The sequence below is a fragment of the Bradyrhizobium sp. BWA-3-5 genome (assembly GCF_032917985.1).
GTDB lineage: Bacteria > Pseudomonadota > Alphaproteobacteria > Rhizobiales > Xanthobacteraceae > Bradyrhizobium.
Window position 1 is genome coordinate 4,481,513 of the sequence record NZ_CP136626.1, and the last position, 15,601, is coordinate 4,497,113.

A 15,601-nucleotide genomic window follows, 5' to 3' on the forward strand; every position below is an offset into this window, starting at 1 on the left:
TCCCCTCGTCAGTTCTTTTTCATCTCGTAGACGTGTTCGGGTCCTGGAAACGCGCGGGAGCGGACGTCATCGGCATAGCCTTTGATGGCCGCCTCGATCGCGGGGCCGAGGTCACCATAGCGGCGCACGAATTTCGGCGTCCGCGGCGACAGGCCAAGCATGTCCTCGAGCACCAGCACCTGGCCGTCGCAGGCCGCACTGGCGCCGATGCCGATGGTCGGGATGGCGATGCTCTCGGTGATCTTCCGCGCCAAGGGTTCAGCGACCGCCTCGATCACCACCGAAAACGCGCCGGCATCCGAAATCGCCTGGGCATCCCTCAGGATCGGGTCCCAACTACCCCCATCGCGGCCCTGCGCGCGGAACGAGCCGAGCGTGTTGATCGATTGCGGCGTCAGTCCGATGTGGCCCATGACCGGCACGCCGCGCTCGGACAGGAACGCGATCGTTTCCGCCATTCGCTCGCCGCCTTCGAGCTTCACCGCGCCGCATTGCGTCTCCTTCAAGATCCGCACGGCGGAATGAAACGCCTGCTCCTTCGAAGCCTCATACGAGCCGAACGGCATGTCCACCACGACGAGCGCGCGCTTGGAGCCGCGCATCACCGCGCGCCCCTGCAGGATCATCATGTCGAGCGTCACCGGCACGGTGGTCTCGAAACCATGCATGACGTTGCCAAGGGAATCGCCGACCAGAATGACGTCGCAATGGCGGTCCACCAGGGCGGCGGTATGCGCGTGGTACGACGTCAGCATCACGATCGGCTCGCCGTTCTTGCGCGCGCGGATGTCAGGCGCGGTCTTGCGCCTGACGGCAGATTGAACCGACATGCCTAAGCTCCAACCACGGGGACGCCGATCACGACCGGATGGAACGCGAAGGCGAGCGCCAGATAGGCGACGAGACCGACCGCAACCGCGATCAGATCGTTGCCGGGACCACCGACGGGGATCGGCGGTCCGCCGGCGTCGGTACGGGATTTAAGCGAAATGCGGTCATAGACCGCCCAGGCGAGGAACGAGCCGAACAGGATGATCGAGCCGAGATCGCCATTGGCCAGCAGGTGCGCCGCCGCCCACAGCTTGATGCCAGTCAGCATCGGATGCTTCAGCGTCGTGTAGATGCGGCCACGGATGTAGGACGCGACCACCAGAATGACCGCGGGCAGCATCAGGGCTACCGTGATGTGCTTGAACGCCACCGGCGGATACCAGACGTCGATCCAGCCGGTGGCGCGATATTTGGCAAAGCCCCAGATGATCAGCGCGAGGCCGACGAAGGAGGCCAGCGTATAGCCGATCTTGTAGCCGCCCTCGCCTGTGGCGGCGATGATCTGCGCACGCAGCTTGCGCTGGATCGTGATCGTGTGGACACCAAAGAACACGATCAGGCCCAGGATCAACACCAGCAGTCCCATGATGTCCCTCCGTCACGCGGCTGGTTTTCCGGATTATCCGCGTATCATTTTAGGGGCTTGGGACGCAATGCGCCAAAAAATCCACGACGCGTTTAAAGGTAGGCCCACAGGTGTCATACGCGGGCTTGACCCGCGTATGCATCGTCCGCGCCAGCGGACAGACGTGATTCACGCGAAGCGCGATGGATTGCCGGGTCAAGCCCGGCAATGACAGGATCGATCGGCTCACGGCTTCCCCGCCTGCTTCCCCAGATCGCGATTATCGACGTAGCGGATCGCGATCGGCCGGCCCGCAAGGGCGCCACCCAATCCGGACGTAAATTTGAGCGGCGCACAGGCGGCGAGCGAGGCGTTAATGGCTTTCAGATACGTGGCCCTTGTATCGGACGGAACGCCGGCCGTGGCATAGGTCACCCGGGGCGCCGCGATGATCTCGCCTGACCGCTTGAAGCTGAAGCGGACCGACATCTGCATGCCCTCGCGCGCGACGTCGGAAGGCGGCGGTGACCAGCAGGAGCGCAGCGCCGCGAAGAGGTCGCCGATCGTATCGAGATCGTGGTCGGGCTTTTGGTATTTCGCGGCCTGATCCTGCGGCGGCACGGTCTCGATCGTGAGTTGCAGGTTCTGGCCGTAGGGATAGTCGATCTCGGGAATGCAGGGGCCGTCGTTGAACACGCTGCAGAACGACGGCGTGCATGGCTGGCCGTCGAGCACGCTGCAGGGCGCGTGCGAAAACGGCGTAGCGTCGATCTGGCGCCGCGGCTGCGCCCCGACGGCGCCGATCCCGGCGAACAGGCCGATCAGGCAGAGGATGGCGAACCGAAGCATGCCGCGTGTCCTTGCGGGGGATCCCACCTAAGCTGATGCGTGCCTTGGTCGCTATCAAGGCGGAGGGCGTTCACATCCCCGCGTTCATAGCGGACAGTTCCGCGATGAGGGCCTTTTCGCCCGGCTGGTCGAGGACGCCGGCCGTATGCGCCGCCACCCGCACCACGCGTGTCGTCGTCCGGCTTGAACGGACGACCCAGTATTCCAGAAACATCGGTGATTTACGGAGTGGCCGCGGGGTACTGGGTCGCCCGCATTCGCGGAGGACGACAGTGGAGGCTGCAGCGACACCGGTGGTTGAGGCGGGAAGCCGAGGGTCTTACGCCTTCTTCTTCACGTCCTTGACGTTGGAAAAATTGATCCCCTCGGCGCGTTCGCGGGTATAGCCGAGATAGAACTCGTTTTTGGCCATGAACACGGGATCGCCGTCGACATCGTCGGCGATGCCCGAACCGTTGGCGGCAATGAAGGCCTCTAGCTTCTTGCGGTCGTCGGACGACACCCAGCGCGCAAGCTGGAATTCCGAGACCTCGAATTCCACCGGCAGCGAGTATTCAGCATCCAGCCGCGCCTTGAGCACGTCGAGCTGCAGCGGACCGACGACGCCGACCAGCGCCGGGGCACCGTCACGCGGCCGGAAAACCTGGACCACACCCTCTTCCGACATCTGCTGCAGCGCCTCTTTCAGCTTCTTCGCTTTCATCGCATCCGTCAGGCGCACGCGGCGGACGATTTCCGGCGCGAAGCTGGGCACGCCGACGAAGGTGATGTCCTCGCCTTCGGTCAAGGTATCGCCGATCCGGAGCGTGCCGTGGTTCGGAATGCCGACGACGTCACCGGCGAAGGCTTCGTCCGCCACCGAACGGTCCTGGGCGAAGAAGAACTGCGGCGAAGACAGCGACATGTTCTTGCCGGTGCGCACCAGTTTCGCCTTCATACCGCGGCTGAGCCTGCCGGAGCACAGGCGCGCAAACGCGATGCGGTCGCGGTGGTTCGGATCCATGTTGGCCTGGATCTTGAACACGAAGGCGCTCATGCGCGGCTCCGCGGCCTCTACCCTGCGAATGTTCGAGTCCTGCGCGCGCGGTGCCGGCGCGAACTTGCCGAGGCCCTCGAGCAGATCGCCGACGCCGAAATTGCGCAGCGCGCTGCCGAAATAGACCGGCGTCAGATGTCCCTCGCGAAAAGCGTCGAGATCGAACGGCTTGCAGGCTTCCGAGACCAGCTCCAGCTCTTCCTTGACCTGCCCGACATCCAGATTGGCATTGCGGCCGGCGAGATCGGCGATATCGATCTGCTCGGTGGCTCCGGTCTTGGCGCCGCCGCCCTCGAGCAGGCGCACGCCGCCATTGACGACGTCATAGGTGCCGAGGAAGTCGCGGCCGCGGCCGACCGGCCAGGTCATCGGCGTGGTATCGAGCGCCAGCGTCTTTTCGATCTCGTCGAGGAGCTCGAACGTATCGCGGCTCTCGCGGTCCATCTTATTGATGAAGGTAATGATCGGGATGTCGCGCAGCCGGCATACCTCGAACAGCTTTCGCGTCCGCGCCTCGATACCCTTGGCGGCGTCGATCACCATGACGGCAGAGTCGACCGCGGTCAGCGTGCGATAGGTGTCTTCCGAAAAGTCCTCGTGGCCCGGCGTATCCAGGAGGTTGAAGACGAGGTCCTGGAACTCGAATGTCATCACCGAGGTCACGACCGAGATGCCGCGCTCACGCTCGATCTTCATCCAGTCGGAACGGGTGTTGCGCCGCTCGCCCTTGGCCTTGACCTGCCCCGCCAAGTTGATGGCGCCGCCGAACAGCAGCAGCTTTTCGGTCAGCGTGGTCTTGCCGGCGTCCGGGTGGGAGATGATCGCAAACGTGCGGCGGCGCGCCACTTCATCTGCAAGCGGCGAGCGGGACGGCGATTCGGCTGTAGCGGCAATGTCGGACATGAGGACAGTGCGTTTGGCAGGGAAAACCGGGCTGATCAAGCCTCATTTGGTGGTTGCGGCGGCCGCTGGCCAGCCCCATATCGGACGCGGAAGGACGGCCTTCCATTCCAGCTCATCCCGCGGGGACGACCCTGCCATTTTCGGAGGGTTGTCATGGCCTGGATCGTGCTGTTCGTCGCCGGCCTCATGGAAGTGGGCTGGGCGATCGGCCTCAAATATACTGAGGGTTTCAGCCGCCCCATTCCGTCTGTTCTCACGCTTGCCTGCATGGCGGGCAGCATCCTGCTGCTCGGGCTTGCCTTGAAATCGCTGCCGATCGGAACCGCCTATGCGGTCTGGACCGGCATCGGCGCGGTTGGAACGGCGATCCTAGGCATCGCGCTGTTCGGCGAGCCGGCCACCGCGGCCCGCCTCGCCTGCATCGGCCTGATCGTGGCCGGCATCGTCGGCCTCAAGCTCGTCACCGGATCAGCGTAGCGCCAGCGCTATCCAATAGGTCGCCGCGGCCACGATCGCGGAGGCCGGAATGGTGATCACCCAGGCATAGACGATCGAGCTCGCCACGTTCCAGCGCACCGCCGATACCCGCCGTGCGGCGCCGACGCCAACAATGGCGCCGGTAATGGTGTGGGTCGTGGAGACGGGAACCCCGAGAAAGGTCGCCATGAACAGGGTCGCCGCCCCGCCGGTTTCCGCGCAAAAGCCCTGCATCGGCGTCAGCTTGGTGATCCGCAGCCCCATGGTGCGGACAATCCGCCAGCCACCCATCAGCGTGCCGAGCCCCATCGCCGCCTGGCAGGCGATCACGACCCAGAACGGGACGGAGAAATCCGACCCGAGGTGACCCTGCGAATAGAGCAGCACCGCGATGATGCCCATGGTCTTCTGCGCGTCGTTGCCGCCATGTCCGAGCGAATAGAGCGAGGCCGAGACGAACTGCAGGATCCGGAAAGCGCGGTCGACCGCGAACGGCGTCGAACGCACCGACAGCCAGGACACGATCGCCACCAGCACCAGCGCCAGCAGGAAGCCGACCAGCGGCGACAGCACGATCGCCAGCAGCGCCTTGGACAGGCCGCTCCAGACTGCCGCTGATACGCCGGCCTTGGCCATGCCGGCGCCGACCAGTCCGCCGATCAGCGCGTGCGAACTCGACGAGGGAATACCGAGCGCCCAGGTGATCAGGTTCCAGACGATGGCGCCGACCAACGCCGCGAAGATCACGGTGGCATCCACGACGCTGGCGTCGATGATGCCGGTGCCGATGGTGTTGGCGACGTGAAGTCCGAACACCAGGAAGGCAATGAAATTGAAAAAAGCGGCCCAGATCACCGCATATTGCGGCCGCAGCACCCGGGTCGATACGATCGTGGCAATCGAATTGGCGGCGTCGTGCAATCCGTTGAGGAAATCGAACAGCAGCGCGACTGCGATCAGAAAGATCAGAATCGGAAGGCCAAGCGTGGCGTCCACTGGATTGGCCCTGCCCTATACTTGCTCGATCACGATCGAATTGATTTCGTTGGCGACGTCGTCGAAGCGGTCGGACACTTTCTCGAGATGCTTGTAGATCTCGGCGCCGACGACAAAGTCCATCGAATTGCCGTTGCGGTGCTTGAGGAACAGCTCCTTCAAGCCGATGTCGTGGAGGTCGTCGATGCGGCCTTCCAGCTTGCCGATTTCCTCGGTGATGGCGGTCAGCATCGCGACGTTGGCGCCGATCGACTGCATCAGGGGCAGCGCGCGGCTGACGAGGTTGGCGCATTCGACGAGCAGCGTGGCGATTTCCCGCATCGGCGGCTCGAACGAACGGACCTCGAACAGCATCACCGCCTTCGCCGTCTGCTGCATCTGATCGATGGCGTCATCCATCGCCGTGATCAGGTTCTTGATGTCGCCGCGATCGAACGGGGTGATGAAGGTACGGCGGACGGCGGTCAGTACCTCGCGGGTGATGCCGTCAGCATCGTTTTCGAACTGATTGACGCGCTGGCAGAATACCGGCGTCTCCTCGCCGCCGCGGAGCATGTCCTGCAATGCCAGGGCCCCCTGCACGACCGTCTGGGCATGTCGGGCAAACAGGTCGAAAAACCGCTCCTCCTTGGGCAAAAAGGCACGAAACCAGCGCAGCATGGGGTATTTTCCGTGGTTCAAAACGGCCGCGAGAGCAGCCTGTCACGCGGTTGTCATAAACCATTCAGGGGAAAAACGCGCCACACCGGGACCCGGGAACCGGGTCATCCACCGCTTTGTGAAGCCGAAAATCGCGCCGAAACCGGCCGTTTTACAGGGATCGGCGGAAATAATGGGCGATTTCGCCGATGATGCCGCGGCGGAAGGTCAGTACGCAGGCCACGAAGATGACGCCCTGGATCACGGTCACCCACTGGCCGAACCCGGCCAGATATTGCTGCATGGCGATGATGACGAAGGCGCCGACCACCGGGCCGAAGATGGTGCCGAGGCCGCCGACCAGCGTCATCAGCACGATTTCGCCCGACATCGTCCAGTGCACGTCGGTGAGCGAGGCATTTTGCGCCACGAACACCTTCAGAGACCCGGCAAAGCCCGCGATGGTCCCGGACAGGATGAAGGCGAGCAGCTTGTACTGGTCGGTCTTGTAGCCCAGCGAAATGGCGCGCGGCTCGTTCTCGCGGATCGACTTCAGGACCTCGCCGAACGGCGAGTTGATGGTGCGGTAGATCAGGAGGAAGCCGCCGAGGAAGCCGGCCAGCACGACGTAGTAAAGCACCGTCGGCTTGGCGAGGTTGAACACCCCGAACAGATAGCCCTGCGGAATGCCCTGGATGCCGTCTTCGCCGTGGGTGAACGGCGCCTGCAGGTAGATGAAATACAGAAGCTGCGACAGCGCCAGCGTAATCATCGAGAAGTAGATGCCTTGCCGGCGGATCGAGATAAAGCCGGTGATGACCGAAAGCGCCGCGGCAGCCGCGACACCGACCACGATCCCAATTTCCGGCGAGACACCCCAGACCTTCAGGGCATGCGCCGAGCAGTAGCCTGCGGTGCCCAGGAACATCGCATGGCCGAACGACAACAGGCCGCCATAGCCGATCAGGAGGTTAAAGGCGCAGGCCAGCAACGCGAAGCACAGCGCCTGCATCACGAAGAACGGATAGATGCCCGTCAGCGGCACGAGGCCGAGCAGCACCGCCATTCCGGCGAACACGATCATCTCGTCGCGCACGGCGCGCGGCGTTACGGGAAGTGTGTCGTCAGTCAATGCGCTCATGTCAGGCCGCCCGTCCGGTCAGTCCCGTTGGCTTCACCAGCAGCACCAGCACCATCAGCACGAATACCACGGTGTTGGAGGCTTCGGGATAGAAGTATTTGGTCAGGCCCTCGATCACCCCCAGCGCGAAGCCGGTGATGATGGACCCCATGATAGAACCCATGCCGCCGATCACCACCACGGCGAACACGACGATGATGAGGTCGGCGCCCATCAGCGGCCGGACCTGGTTGATCGGCGCCGACAGCACGCCGGCGAGCGCCGCAAGGCCGACGCCGAGCCCGTAAGTCAGCGTGATCATGCGCGGCACGTTGATGCCGAACGCACGCACCAGCGTCGGATTTTCGGTGGCGGCGCGCAGGTAGGCGCCAAGCCGCGTCTTCTCGATCAGGAACCAGGTGGCAAGGCAGACCACCAGCGAGAAGATCACCACCCAGCCGCGATAGACCGGCAGGAACATGAAGCCGAGATTGATGCCTCCCTGCAGGCCGCGCCGGCAGATCGCGTCCGGCGGAGCGTTCGGCGAGCAGTCGCCGATCTGCGGATAGTCCGGGATGGCGTAGGGCAGACCGGACGAGCCGAAATAGTTCTGGAATACGCCCTGCACGATCAGCGCGATGCCGAAGGTAAGCAAGAGGCCGTAGAGATGGTCGAGCCCGGTCAGCCATTGCAGCATGGTCCGCTCCAGGATCATGCCGAAAATGCCGACGGCGATCGGCGCGATGATCAGCGCCCACCAGTAGCCCATGCCGGTCAGGTGGAGCAGGAAATACGCACAGAACGCGCCCATCATGTAGAGCGCGCCATGGGCGAAATTGATGATGTTGAGCATGCCGAAGATCACGGCGAGCCCGAGGCTGAGCAGCGCGTAGAACGATCCGTTGATCAGTCCCACCAGGAGCTGGGCATAGAGAGCTTGCATCGGTTTCGCACTCGATCTTGTTAAGAAGCAAAATCCCGCGGGGACGCGAGAGGCCCGCCGGCACGGTGCCGGCGGGCCGTTGTCGTTATTTCTTCACCAGCGCACAAGCGCTTTCCGAAAGCGGCCGGAACGCCTGGTCGCCCGGGGTGGTCCCGATCAGCTTGTAATAGTCCCACGGTCCCTTCGATTCGGCGGGTTTCTTGACCTCGAACAGGTAGGCCGGATGAATCTTGCGGCCATCGGCGCGGATCGTGCCCTTGCCGAACAGTGCATCGTCCGTCGGCATCTCCTTCATCTTCGCGACCACCTTGGCGCCGTCATGCGGATTGCCGCCCATCGCGTCGATCGTCTTGAAATAGTGGACCAGGCCCGAATAGACGCCCGCCTGCACCATCGAGGGCATCGCCTTGTTCTTCATGCGCTCGGAGAAGCGTTTGGAAAACGCGCGGGTGCCGTCGTTCAAGTCCCAATAGAAGGTTTCGGTGAAGTTCAGCCCCTGCGCCACCTTGAGCCCGAGCGAATGCACGTCGGTGATGAACAAAAGAAGACCGGCGAGCTTCTGCCCACCGGCGACAATGCCGAACTCCGACGCCTGCTTGATCGTGTTGGTGGTGTCACCGCCGGCATTGGCCATGCCGATGATCTTGGCCTTGGAGGCCTGCGCCTGCAGCAGGAAGGACGAGAAGTCAGACGAGTTCAGCGGATGCTTGACGCCGCCGATCACCTTGCCGCCCGCCTTGACGACGACGGCGGTGGTGTCGCGCTCCAGTGCGTGACCGAACGCGTAGTCCGCGGTCAGGAAGTACCAGGTGTCGCCGCCGGCCTTCACCAGCGCCTGCCCGGTGGAGTTAGCGAGCATGTAAGTGTCGTAGACCCAGTGGATGGTGTTGGGCGAGCACTGGGCATTGGTCAGATCCGACGTCGCCGCGCCGGTATTGATCATGATGGAGTTCTTTTCCTTCACCAGATTGTTGACCGCCAGGGCCACGCCGGAGTTCAGCACGTCCATGAAGATGTCGACCTTCTCGACGTCGATCCATTGCCGCGCGATGGTGGTTGCGATGTCGGGCTTGTTCTGGTGGTCGGCGGAGATGACGTCGATCTTCCAGCCCTTGGCCGCGAGGCCGGAATCCTCGACCGCCATCTGCGCGGCAAGCGTGGAGCCCGCGCCGCCGAGGTCGGAATAAAGGCCGGAATTATCGGTGAGCACGCCGATCTTGACGGTCTTGTCCTGGGCCAACGCGACACCGCTTGTAGCGAGCGCCAGCGCCGTGCCGAGGAACAGAGCTGAAATTTGATGTTTCATAGGGTCTCCAATAATCCAGAGTGCAGCACCAGTACCGACTAAACACCGAGATAAGTGTGGAGCTTGTCCATGTTGGCCGACAGTTCGGAATTCGCAAAACCGTCGATCACCTTGCCGTGCTCGACGATGTAGTAGCGATCGGCAACCGTGGAGGCGAAGCGGAAATTCTGCTCCACCAGCAGGATGGTGAAGCCTTCCGATTTCAGCCGCGCGATGGTGTGGCCGATCTGCTGGATGATGACGGGCGCAAGGCCCTCTGTCGGCTCGTCGAGCATCAGGAAGCGCGCGCCGGTGCGCAGGATTCGCGCGATCGCCAGCATCTGCTGCTCGCCGCCCGACAGCTTGGTGCCCTGGCTGCTCAGGCGCTCCTTCAGATTCGGAAACAAATCGAAGATCTGATCGAGCGACAGCCCGCCATTGCGCACCACGGGCGGCAGCAGCAGGTTTTCGCGCACGTCCAGGCTCGCGAAAATGCCGCGCTCCTCCGGACAGAACGCGATGCCCATCCGCGCGATCCGGTCCGACGAGGCGCGGATGATGTTTTCATTGTTGAAGCGGATCGAGCCCGTGCGTTTGCCGATAATTCCCATCACGGATTTCAGCGTCGTGGTCTTGCCGGCGCCGTTGCGGCCGAGCAGCGTCACCACCTCGCCGGCCTTCACGTTGAAATTGATGCCGTGAAGGATGTGGGATTCACCGTACCAGGCCTGCAGATCGGAAACGGAAAGCACTTCCGCGCCCGCCGGCTTGGCGGCGGCTTCGGCCATTTTCACATCAGGCATGACCGGCTCCCAGATAGGCTTCCTTGACCCGCGCGTCCTTCGAGAGCTCGGCGTAATTGCCCTGCGCCAGCACCTGCCCGCGCGTCAGCACGGTGATGATGTCGGACAGGTTGGCCACCACGGAGAGATTATGTTCGACCATCAAAATGGTATGCTTCGCCGAGATGCGCTTGATCAGTGCCGCAATCTTGTCGATGTCTTCATGGCCCATGCCGGCCATCGGCTCGTCGAGCAGCATCATTTCCGGATCAAGCGCCAGCGTCGTTGCGATTTCGAGCGCGCGCTTGCGTCCATAGGGCATTTCGACCGCCGGCGTATTGGCGAACTCGCTGAGGCCGACGTCATTCAAGAGTTCGATGGCACGGCCGTTGAAGCGATCCAGCACGCTCTTGGACCGCCAGAAATCGAACGAGCGTCCATGTTGGCGCTGGAGCGCGACGCGGACATTCTCCAGCGCGGTCAGATGCGGAAACACCGCGGAGATCTGGAATGAGCGCACCAGGCCAAGCCGTGCCACGTCGGCCGGCGCCATCGCGGTGATGTCCTGCCCCTTGTACAGAATCTGGCCCGCCGAGGGCTTCAGAAACTTGGTCAGGAGGTTGAAGCATGTGGTCTTGCCGGCGCCGTTAGGCCCGATCAGCGCATGAATGCTGCCGCGGCGCACCTTTAGGGCGACATCGCGAACGGCATAGAAACCCGCGAACTCCTTGGTTAATCCATGGGTTTCGAGAATAAACTCATCAGCCAAACAAATTTCCCCCGTCAGCCGTCTCCGCGAAGCCGTCCGCGCGCGGCCATTTTTCCCTGTTCGGGCGAGTTCTGCCGGACGTCGCTTGAAAAGCCGTCCCGAACCCGCCGCCTCCGGGCCGGAATATGCCGTCAACGCGGTGGATTAGGCAAGGTGGAAAGCTGCCGCGGGGAAAAGCGGCACATGGCGGTTCCGGATGCGCCATAAGTCGAATGCTGGTCCCGCCGCCCGCGCGGCCGCGGCGCCGCCTTCAGTGCGAATCTTGCGCCAGCAAGCCATCATTAACGGTGTTCTGCTGCAATCAGGCGGTTTCACACAATATTTCCGCCTCCATCGCATCTTTGCGCGATTTGGCCAGCCAGGAATTGCCGCCTTGGAATTTGAGAGCGCCGGACCGTCGGTCGTCAAGTCGATCAAGCAGCGCGACCTGCTCAACACCTGGCTGCGGCTATACGCCCGCAACCAGTCGATACCGCGCGTATCGGAATATCAGCCGGCGCGGATCGAGGATGAGCTTCCGGACCTGGTGTTCTACACCGTCGATACGAAAGTGCAGCCGCCACGACTGACCATCCAGAGCGACGGCACGAGAATGTCGAACGCCTATGGCAATACTGGCAAGGGGCGCTATCTCGACGAGTATCTCGGCACGAGGCTCGCTCCGATGGTGATGCCTGTCTATGATGAGTGCATTGCCCGCCGCCTTCCCGCCTACACCATCGCCGACATGAACGATATCTACGGGCGGATCGTCGCCTATGAGCGGCTGTTGCTGCCGTTCGCCGACGAGGACAGCGTTACCCATATCATCGCCTCGCTGAAGACCATCAGCGAGGACGGCGGCTTCGAGATCAAGAACCTGATCCGCGGCAACGACAGGCTGCCCGTGCCGAAGCTGCGCACCATCATCGATCGCGATCTCTTTCATCGCGCGCCCGGCCGCATTCCCTCCGGCGACGAACTCGAGTTCAACTAGCCCTAACGTCCGCGCGATTTGGATGCCAATTCCTTGTCGTAGACATCAGGCTTGAAGCCGACCAGCAATTTGCGGCCGAGATCGAGCACCGGGCGCTTGATCATCGATGGCTGCGCCAGCATCAGCGCCAGCGCCTTGCGCTCGTTCAGGCCTTCCTTGTCGCTGTCCGGCAGCTTCTTGAATGTCGTGCCCGCACGATTGAGCAGCGTTTCCCAGCCGACATCGTCGGACCATTGCTTCAGCTTGTCCTTGGCGATGCCGGAAAGCTTGTAGTCGTGAAAATCATAGGCGACGCCATGATCGTCGAGCCAGGCGCGCGCCTTCTTCATGGTGTCGCAGTTCTTGATGCCATAGATGGTGATGGGCATTTTCGGTATTCCGGAACGTTGTTATTTGGCCCCGCGGGCCGGATTGAAGGTAAGCAGACCGGCGACGCGCTTAAGACCGCTTCGGGATATCGAGCCCGCGCTGCACCGCAGGCCTCGCGAGCCCGCGTTCCAGCCATGCCGGCACTTCTCTCAACGTATCGAAGGCGACGAGATCGCGCGCACCGTAGAAGCCGATCAGGTTGCGCACCCAGCCGAGCATGGAGATATCGGCGATGGTGTATTCGTCGTCCATAATCCATTGCCGCCCGGCAAGCCGCGTCTCCATCACGTCAAGCAGCCGTCTCGACTCGGCGACATAACGCTGCAGCGGGCGCTTGTCTTCATATTCCTTGCCGGCGAATTTGTGGAAGAAGCCGACCTGGCCGAACATCGGCCCGATCCCGCCCATCTGGAAATGCAACCACTGAATGGCCTGATATCGCCGCGCCGGATCGTCAGGAAGAAGCTTGCCGGTCTTGTCAGCGAGATATTGCAGGATCGCCCCGGACTCGAACAGCGGCAACGGCTTGCCGCCCGGCCCATCGGGATCGAGAATCGCCGGAATCTTGCCGTTCGGATTCAGCGACAGGAATTCCTCCGTCTTCTGGTCATCCTTGCCGAAATCGACGAGATGCACCTCGTAGGGCAAGCCGATCTCCTCCAGCATGATGGAAATCTTGACGCCATTCGGCGTCGGCAGCGAATAGAGCTGAAGGCGGTCGGGATGTTTGGCGGGCCAGCGTTTGGTGATCGGAAAGACGGAGAGATCGGGCATCAAATTCGTTCTTTTGCCTGGTTTGCGGTGCCGGGCTAATGTACGGGCGATGCCGCATATAACAAGACCTGCCCTGCCCCATGACTGACCATCCATCATCATCGAAGCTCGGCCTGACCGACGCCGAGCTGGCGGTTCATCCAACGGTCTTTGTGAGCGACGCGCTGAAGGATCAGGTCGTCGTCGTCTCAGGGGGCGCCGGCGGCATCGGACGCGCCATTGCCTGGCTGTTCGCGCGGCTCGGCGCGCATGTCGCCGTGGCCGGCCGCGACGGCGGCAAGCTCGACGCGCTTGTCTCACAGCTGGCGGAGCGCGGCCTCAAGGCCTCGGCGCATGTCGCCGACATCAGGGAGGTGGATGCGGTCAACGCCCTGTTCGACACGATCTGGACTACGCAGGGCCGCGTCGACGCCCTGGTCAACAGCGCGGGCGGACAGTTTCCGCAGGCGGCGATCGATTTCTCCGTGAAGGGCTGGAATGCCGTCATCAACACCAATCTGAGTGGCACCTGGTACATGATGCAGGCTGCCGCGCAGCGCTGGCGCGACCACAAGCATCCCGGCAGCATCGTCAACATCGTGGTGGTGACGACGCACGGCCTCTATGGCATAGCGCACACCATTGCCGCGCGGAGCGGCGTGATCGGGCTATCGCGTGCGGTGGCGGTCGAATGGGCCCCCTTGAACGTCCGGGTGAACTGCGTGGCGCCCGGCGCGATCGAAACCGAAGGCTGGAACGTCTACACGCCGGAAGCGCGCGCCGCCTATCCGCGCTCGAACCCGATGATGCGCGTCGGCTCGCCCTGGGAAGTCGCGGAAGCGGTCGCTTTCCTTGCCGGGCCATCGGCGAAATTCGTGACCGGCGAAACCCTGACCGTCGATGGCGGCAGCCAGCTCTGGGGCGAAACCTGGACAACCGGCAAGCCGGCGTATTTCGGCGGCGATGCCGAATGACACGCTGAAAGCCGGTCCCATGATATCCCTGTCCATGACATCCCTGCCTACAACGCGCTATCGCCTCGCAATCTTCGATTTTGACGGCACGCTGGCCGACTCGCTGCCATGGTTCCGCGCCTCCTTCCAGGACACCATCACACGATTTGGCCTGACGCCGACGACGTCCGACGAACTCGAGAGCATGCGCGGACTGTCCGCGCGGCAAATGATGGCGCGGCTTGGCGTGTCGATGTGGCAGCTTCCCGCCATCGCGAACGACATGCGAAAGCGCAAGCTCGCCGCCGCGAGCGAGATTTCCTTGTTCGACGGCGTCCCGGCGATGCTGTCGGACCTTCAACAGTTTGGGATCAAGGCCGCGATCGTCAGCTCCGACAGCGAGGCATCCATCCGGCAGGTGCTTGGGCCGGCTACCGCCCTCATCGCCGGCTTTGACTGCGGCGCCGCGGTGTTCGGCAAACACAGGAAGTTCCGGCGCGTCGCACGCCGCCTGGGAATCAAGCCAGCGGAGACGATCTGCATCGGCGATGAGATCCGCGATATCGAGGCGGCGAAAACCGCCGAGATGGATTCAGGTGCGGTGGCCTGGGGCTTTGCCTTACCCACTGCGCTGCAGGCGGCGGGTCCAACGCATTTGTTCAATTCAATTGAAGAGATGACCGAGCGGCTTGCCAGCATGAAATAGTAGGAGCGCTGCCGCTTCCCGCCGCACTCCATCGTCGACGGCGGTTAGCGCTGCAACCACCAGCGTTCGAGGTGCTTATGACCTTTCAGACTGCGAACGAGCACAAATCCGGCCACGGTCCAGACAACCGGCTCGACCGGATACTCGTCCACGCTTCGCGCGTCATATAACAGCGTGACGTGCGGCGTGAAATTCGTGTTGGCCGGTCGCCTCAATCCTCTTCGCGTCAGCGCGGCAGCGAGCATCTGCCGAAATGATTGCAGCCGACGCAGGCCGTCCTCGCCGATCAACACAAAGGGACGATTTCCCGGGCCGCCGCGGAAGCTCGTCGTCCGGTCGAACGACACCTCAAAATGCTCAGTCCGCAAATCGGTCGCCGCCTCGCACGCCGCGCAAATCTGACGATCCGATAACCCGGTGAGCGAAAACAGCGAGATATGCAGCCGATCCGGCGCAATGAGCTTGCCGTCAAAGCGATGGGCGCGCTTGAGCGCGCCGGCGAGGCGATAAATTCGCTCTGCCGTGGCCCGATCGGGCATTATTGCGAAGAAGAGCCGGCCACTACCAGAGCTTGCAAACCTGTCCATGATGAACCAGAACAGATCATGAACATTGGGTTGTGGCAAGCTTGACGCACAACTACCTCCTG

Annotated in this window: 18 protein-coding genes; 4 read left to right on the forward strand and 14 right to left on the reverse strand. The window is 62.7% G+C overall.

Translation table 11 applies throughout. The features are described 5' to 3' along the window. Positions 1–8: 8 nt before the first annotated feature. The 4 genes from panB to RX331_RS21815 all read right to left on the reverse strand — a co-directional run bounded on the left by panB (position 9) and on the right by RX331_RS21815 (position 4,184). Positions 9–830, reverse strand: a complete 822-nt coding sequence (panB, locus tag RX331_RS21800) for a 3-methyl-2-oxobutanoate hydroxymethyltransferase (protein ID WP_317251968.1) — start codon at positions 828–830, stop codon at positions 9–11. 2 nt (positions 831–832) lie between these two features. Then, a complete protein-coding gene (locus RX331_RS21805; RefSeq protein WP_317251969.1) occupies positions 833–1,417 on the reverse strand; it encodes an NnrU family protein in 585 nt (194 codons plus the stop codon). 225 nt (positions 1,418–1,642) lie between these two features. Further along, the gene (locus RX331_RS21810; protein ID WP_317251970.1) at positions 1,643–2,245 is read right to left on the reverse strand and encodes a hypothetical protein; all 603 of its coding nucleotides are present in this window, start codon (positions 2,243–2,245) and stop codon (positions 1,643–1,645) included. 319 nt (positions 2,246–2,564) lie between these two features. Further along, positions 2,565–4,184 carry a peptide chain release factor 3 gene (locus tag RX331_RS21815; RefSeq protein ID WP_317251971.1) on the reverse strand — a complete coding sequence of 540 codons (1,620 nt, stop codon included), beginning with the start codon at positions 4,182–4,184 and terminating at the stop codon, positions 2,565–2,567. Between the two features lie 153 nt (positions 4,185–4,337). On the opposite strand from RX331_RS21815, the gene sugE reads away from it, so the two are divergent. Then, a complete protein-coding gene (gene sugE, locus RX331_RS21820; RefSeq protein ID WP_317251972.1) occupies positions 4,338–4,661 on the forward strand; it encodes a quaternary ammonium compound efflux SMR transporter SugE in 324 nt (107 codons plus the stop codon). On the opposite strand, the gene RX331_RS21825 is transcribed toward sugE, so the two are convergent. The 7 genes from RX331_RS21825 to RX331_RS21855 form a co-directional block, all read right to left on the reverse strand. Beyond that, the gene (locus RX331_RS21825; protein WP_317251973.1) at positions 4,653–5,657 is read right to left on the reverse strand and encodes an anion permease; all 1,005 of its coding nucleotides are present in this window, start codon (positions 5,655–5,657) and stop codon (positions 4,653–4,655) included. The two genes, sugE and RX331_RS21825, sit on opposite strands and share 9 nt — an antisense overlap. Before the next feature lie 15 nt (positions 5,658–5,672). After that, positions 5,673–6,317 carry a DUF47 domain-containing protein gene (locus tag RX331_RS21830; RefSeq protein ID WP_317251974.1) on the reverse strand — a complete coding sequence of 215 codons (645 nt, stop codon included), beginning with the start codon at positions 6,315–6,317 and terminating at the stop codon, positions 5,673–5,675. A 151-nt stretch (positions 6,318–6,468) separates the two neighbouring features. Further along, the gene (locus RX331_RS21835; RefSeq protein WP_317251975.1) at positions 6,469–7,437 is read right to left on the reverse strand and encodes a branched-chain amino acid ABC transporter permease; all 969 of its coding nucleotides are present in this window, start codon (positions 7,435–7,437) and stop codon (positions 6,469–6,471) included. Position 7,438: 1 nt separating this feature from the next. Next, positions 7,439–8,359 carry a branched-chain amino acid ABC transporter permease gene (locus RX331_RS21840; RefSeq protein ID WP_317251976.1) on the reverse strand — a complete coding sequence of 307 codons (921 nt, stop codon included), beginning with the start codon at positions 8,357–8,359 and terminating at the stop codon, positions 7,439–7,441. Between the two features lie 85 nt (positions 8,360–8,444). Then, on the reverse strand, positions 8,445–9,665 hold the full coding sequence (locus RX331_RS21845; protein WP_317251977.1) for an ABC transporter substrate-binding protein: 1,221 nt from the start codon (positions 9,663–9,665) through the stop codon (positions 8,445–8,447). Between the two features lie 38 nt (positions 9,666–9,703). Next, a complete protein-coding gene (locus RX331_RS21850; protein WP_317251978.1) occupies positions 9,704–10,447 on the reverse strand; it encodes an ABC transporter ATP-binding protein in 744 nt (247 codons plus the stop codon). Then, positions 10,440–11,195 carry an ABC transporter ATP-binding protein gene (locus RX331_RS21855; protein ID WP_317251979.1) on the reverse strand — a complete coding sequence of 252 codons (756 nt, stop codon included), beginning with the start codon at positions 11,193–11,195 and terminating at the stop codon, positions 10,440–10,442. The genes RX331_RS21850 and RX331_RS21855 overlap by 8 nt, the downstream gene beginning before the upstream one ends. A 373-nt stretch (positions 11,196–11,568) precedes the next feature. Between RX331_RS21855 and RX331_RS21860 the strand changes: the two genes are divergently transcribed. Beyond that, the gene (locus RX331_RS21860; RefSeq protein ID WP_317251980.1) at positions 11,569–12,171 is read left to right on the forward strand and encodes a PAS domain-containing protein; all 603 of its coding nucleotides are present in this window, start codon (positions 11,569–11,571) and stop codon (positions 12,169–12,171) included. A gap of 2 nt (positions 12,172–12,173) precedes the next feature. Here the strand turns inward: RX331_RS21860 and RX331_RS21865 are convergent, their stop codons facing one another. After that, complete coding sequence (locus RX331_RS21865) at positions 12,174–12,539, reverse strand: ArsC family reductase (RefSeq protein WP_317251981.1); 366 nt, start codon at positions 12,537–12,539, stop codon at positions 12,174–12,176. A gap of 70 nt (positions 12,540–12,609) precedes the next feature. Further along, a complete protein-coding gene (locus tag RX331_RS21870; RefSeq protein WP_317251982.1) occupies positions 12,610–13,314 on the reverse strand; it encodes a glutathione S-transferase family protein in 705 nt (234 codons plus the stop codon). Between the two features lie 80 nt (positions 13,315–13,394). Between RX331_RS21870 and RX331_RS21875 the strand changes: the two genes are divergently transcribed. Together RX331_RS21875 and RX331_RS21880 are read left to right on the forward strand one after the other, a co-directional pair. After that, complete coding sequence (locus RX331_RS21875) at positions 13,395–14,267, forward strand: SDR family oxidoreductase (RefSeq protein WP_317251983.1); 873 nt, start codon at positions 13,395–13,397, stop codon at positions 14,265–14,267. A gap of 34 nt (positions 14,268–14,301) precedes the next feature. Next, on the forward strand, positions 14,302–14,952 hold the full coding sequence (locus RX331_RS21880; RefSeq protein WP_317251984.1) for an HAD hydrolase-like protein: 651 nt from the start codon (positions 14,302–14,304) through the stop codon (positions 14,950–14,952). 44 nt (positions 14,953–14,996) lie between these two features. Here RX331_RS21880 and RX331_RS21885 read toward each other — a convergent pair whose 3' ends face one another. Further along, complete coding sequence (locus RX331_RS21885; protein WP_317251985.1) at positions 14,997–15,578, reverse strand: 2'-5' RNA ligase family protein; 582 nt, start codon at positions 15,576–15,578, stop codon at positions 14,997–14,999. Between the last annotated feature and the right edge of the window lie 23 nt (positions 15,579–15,601).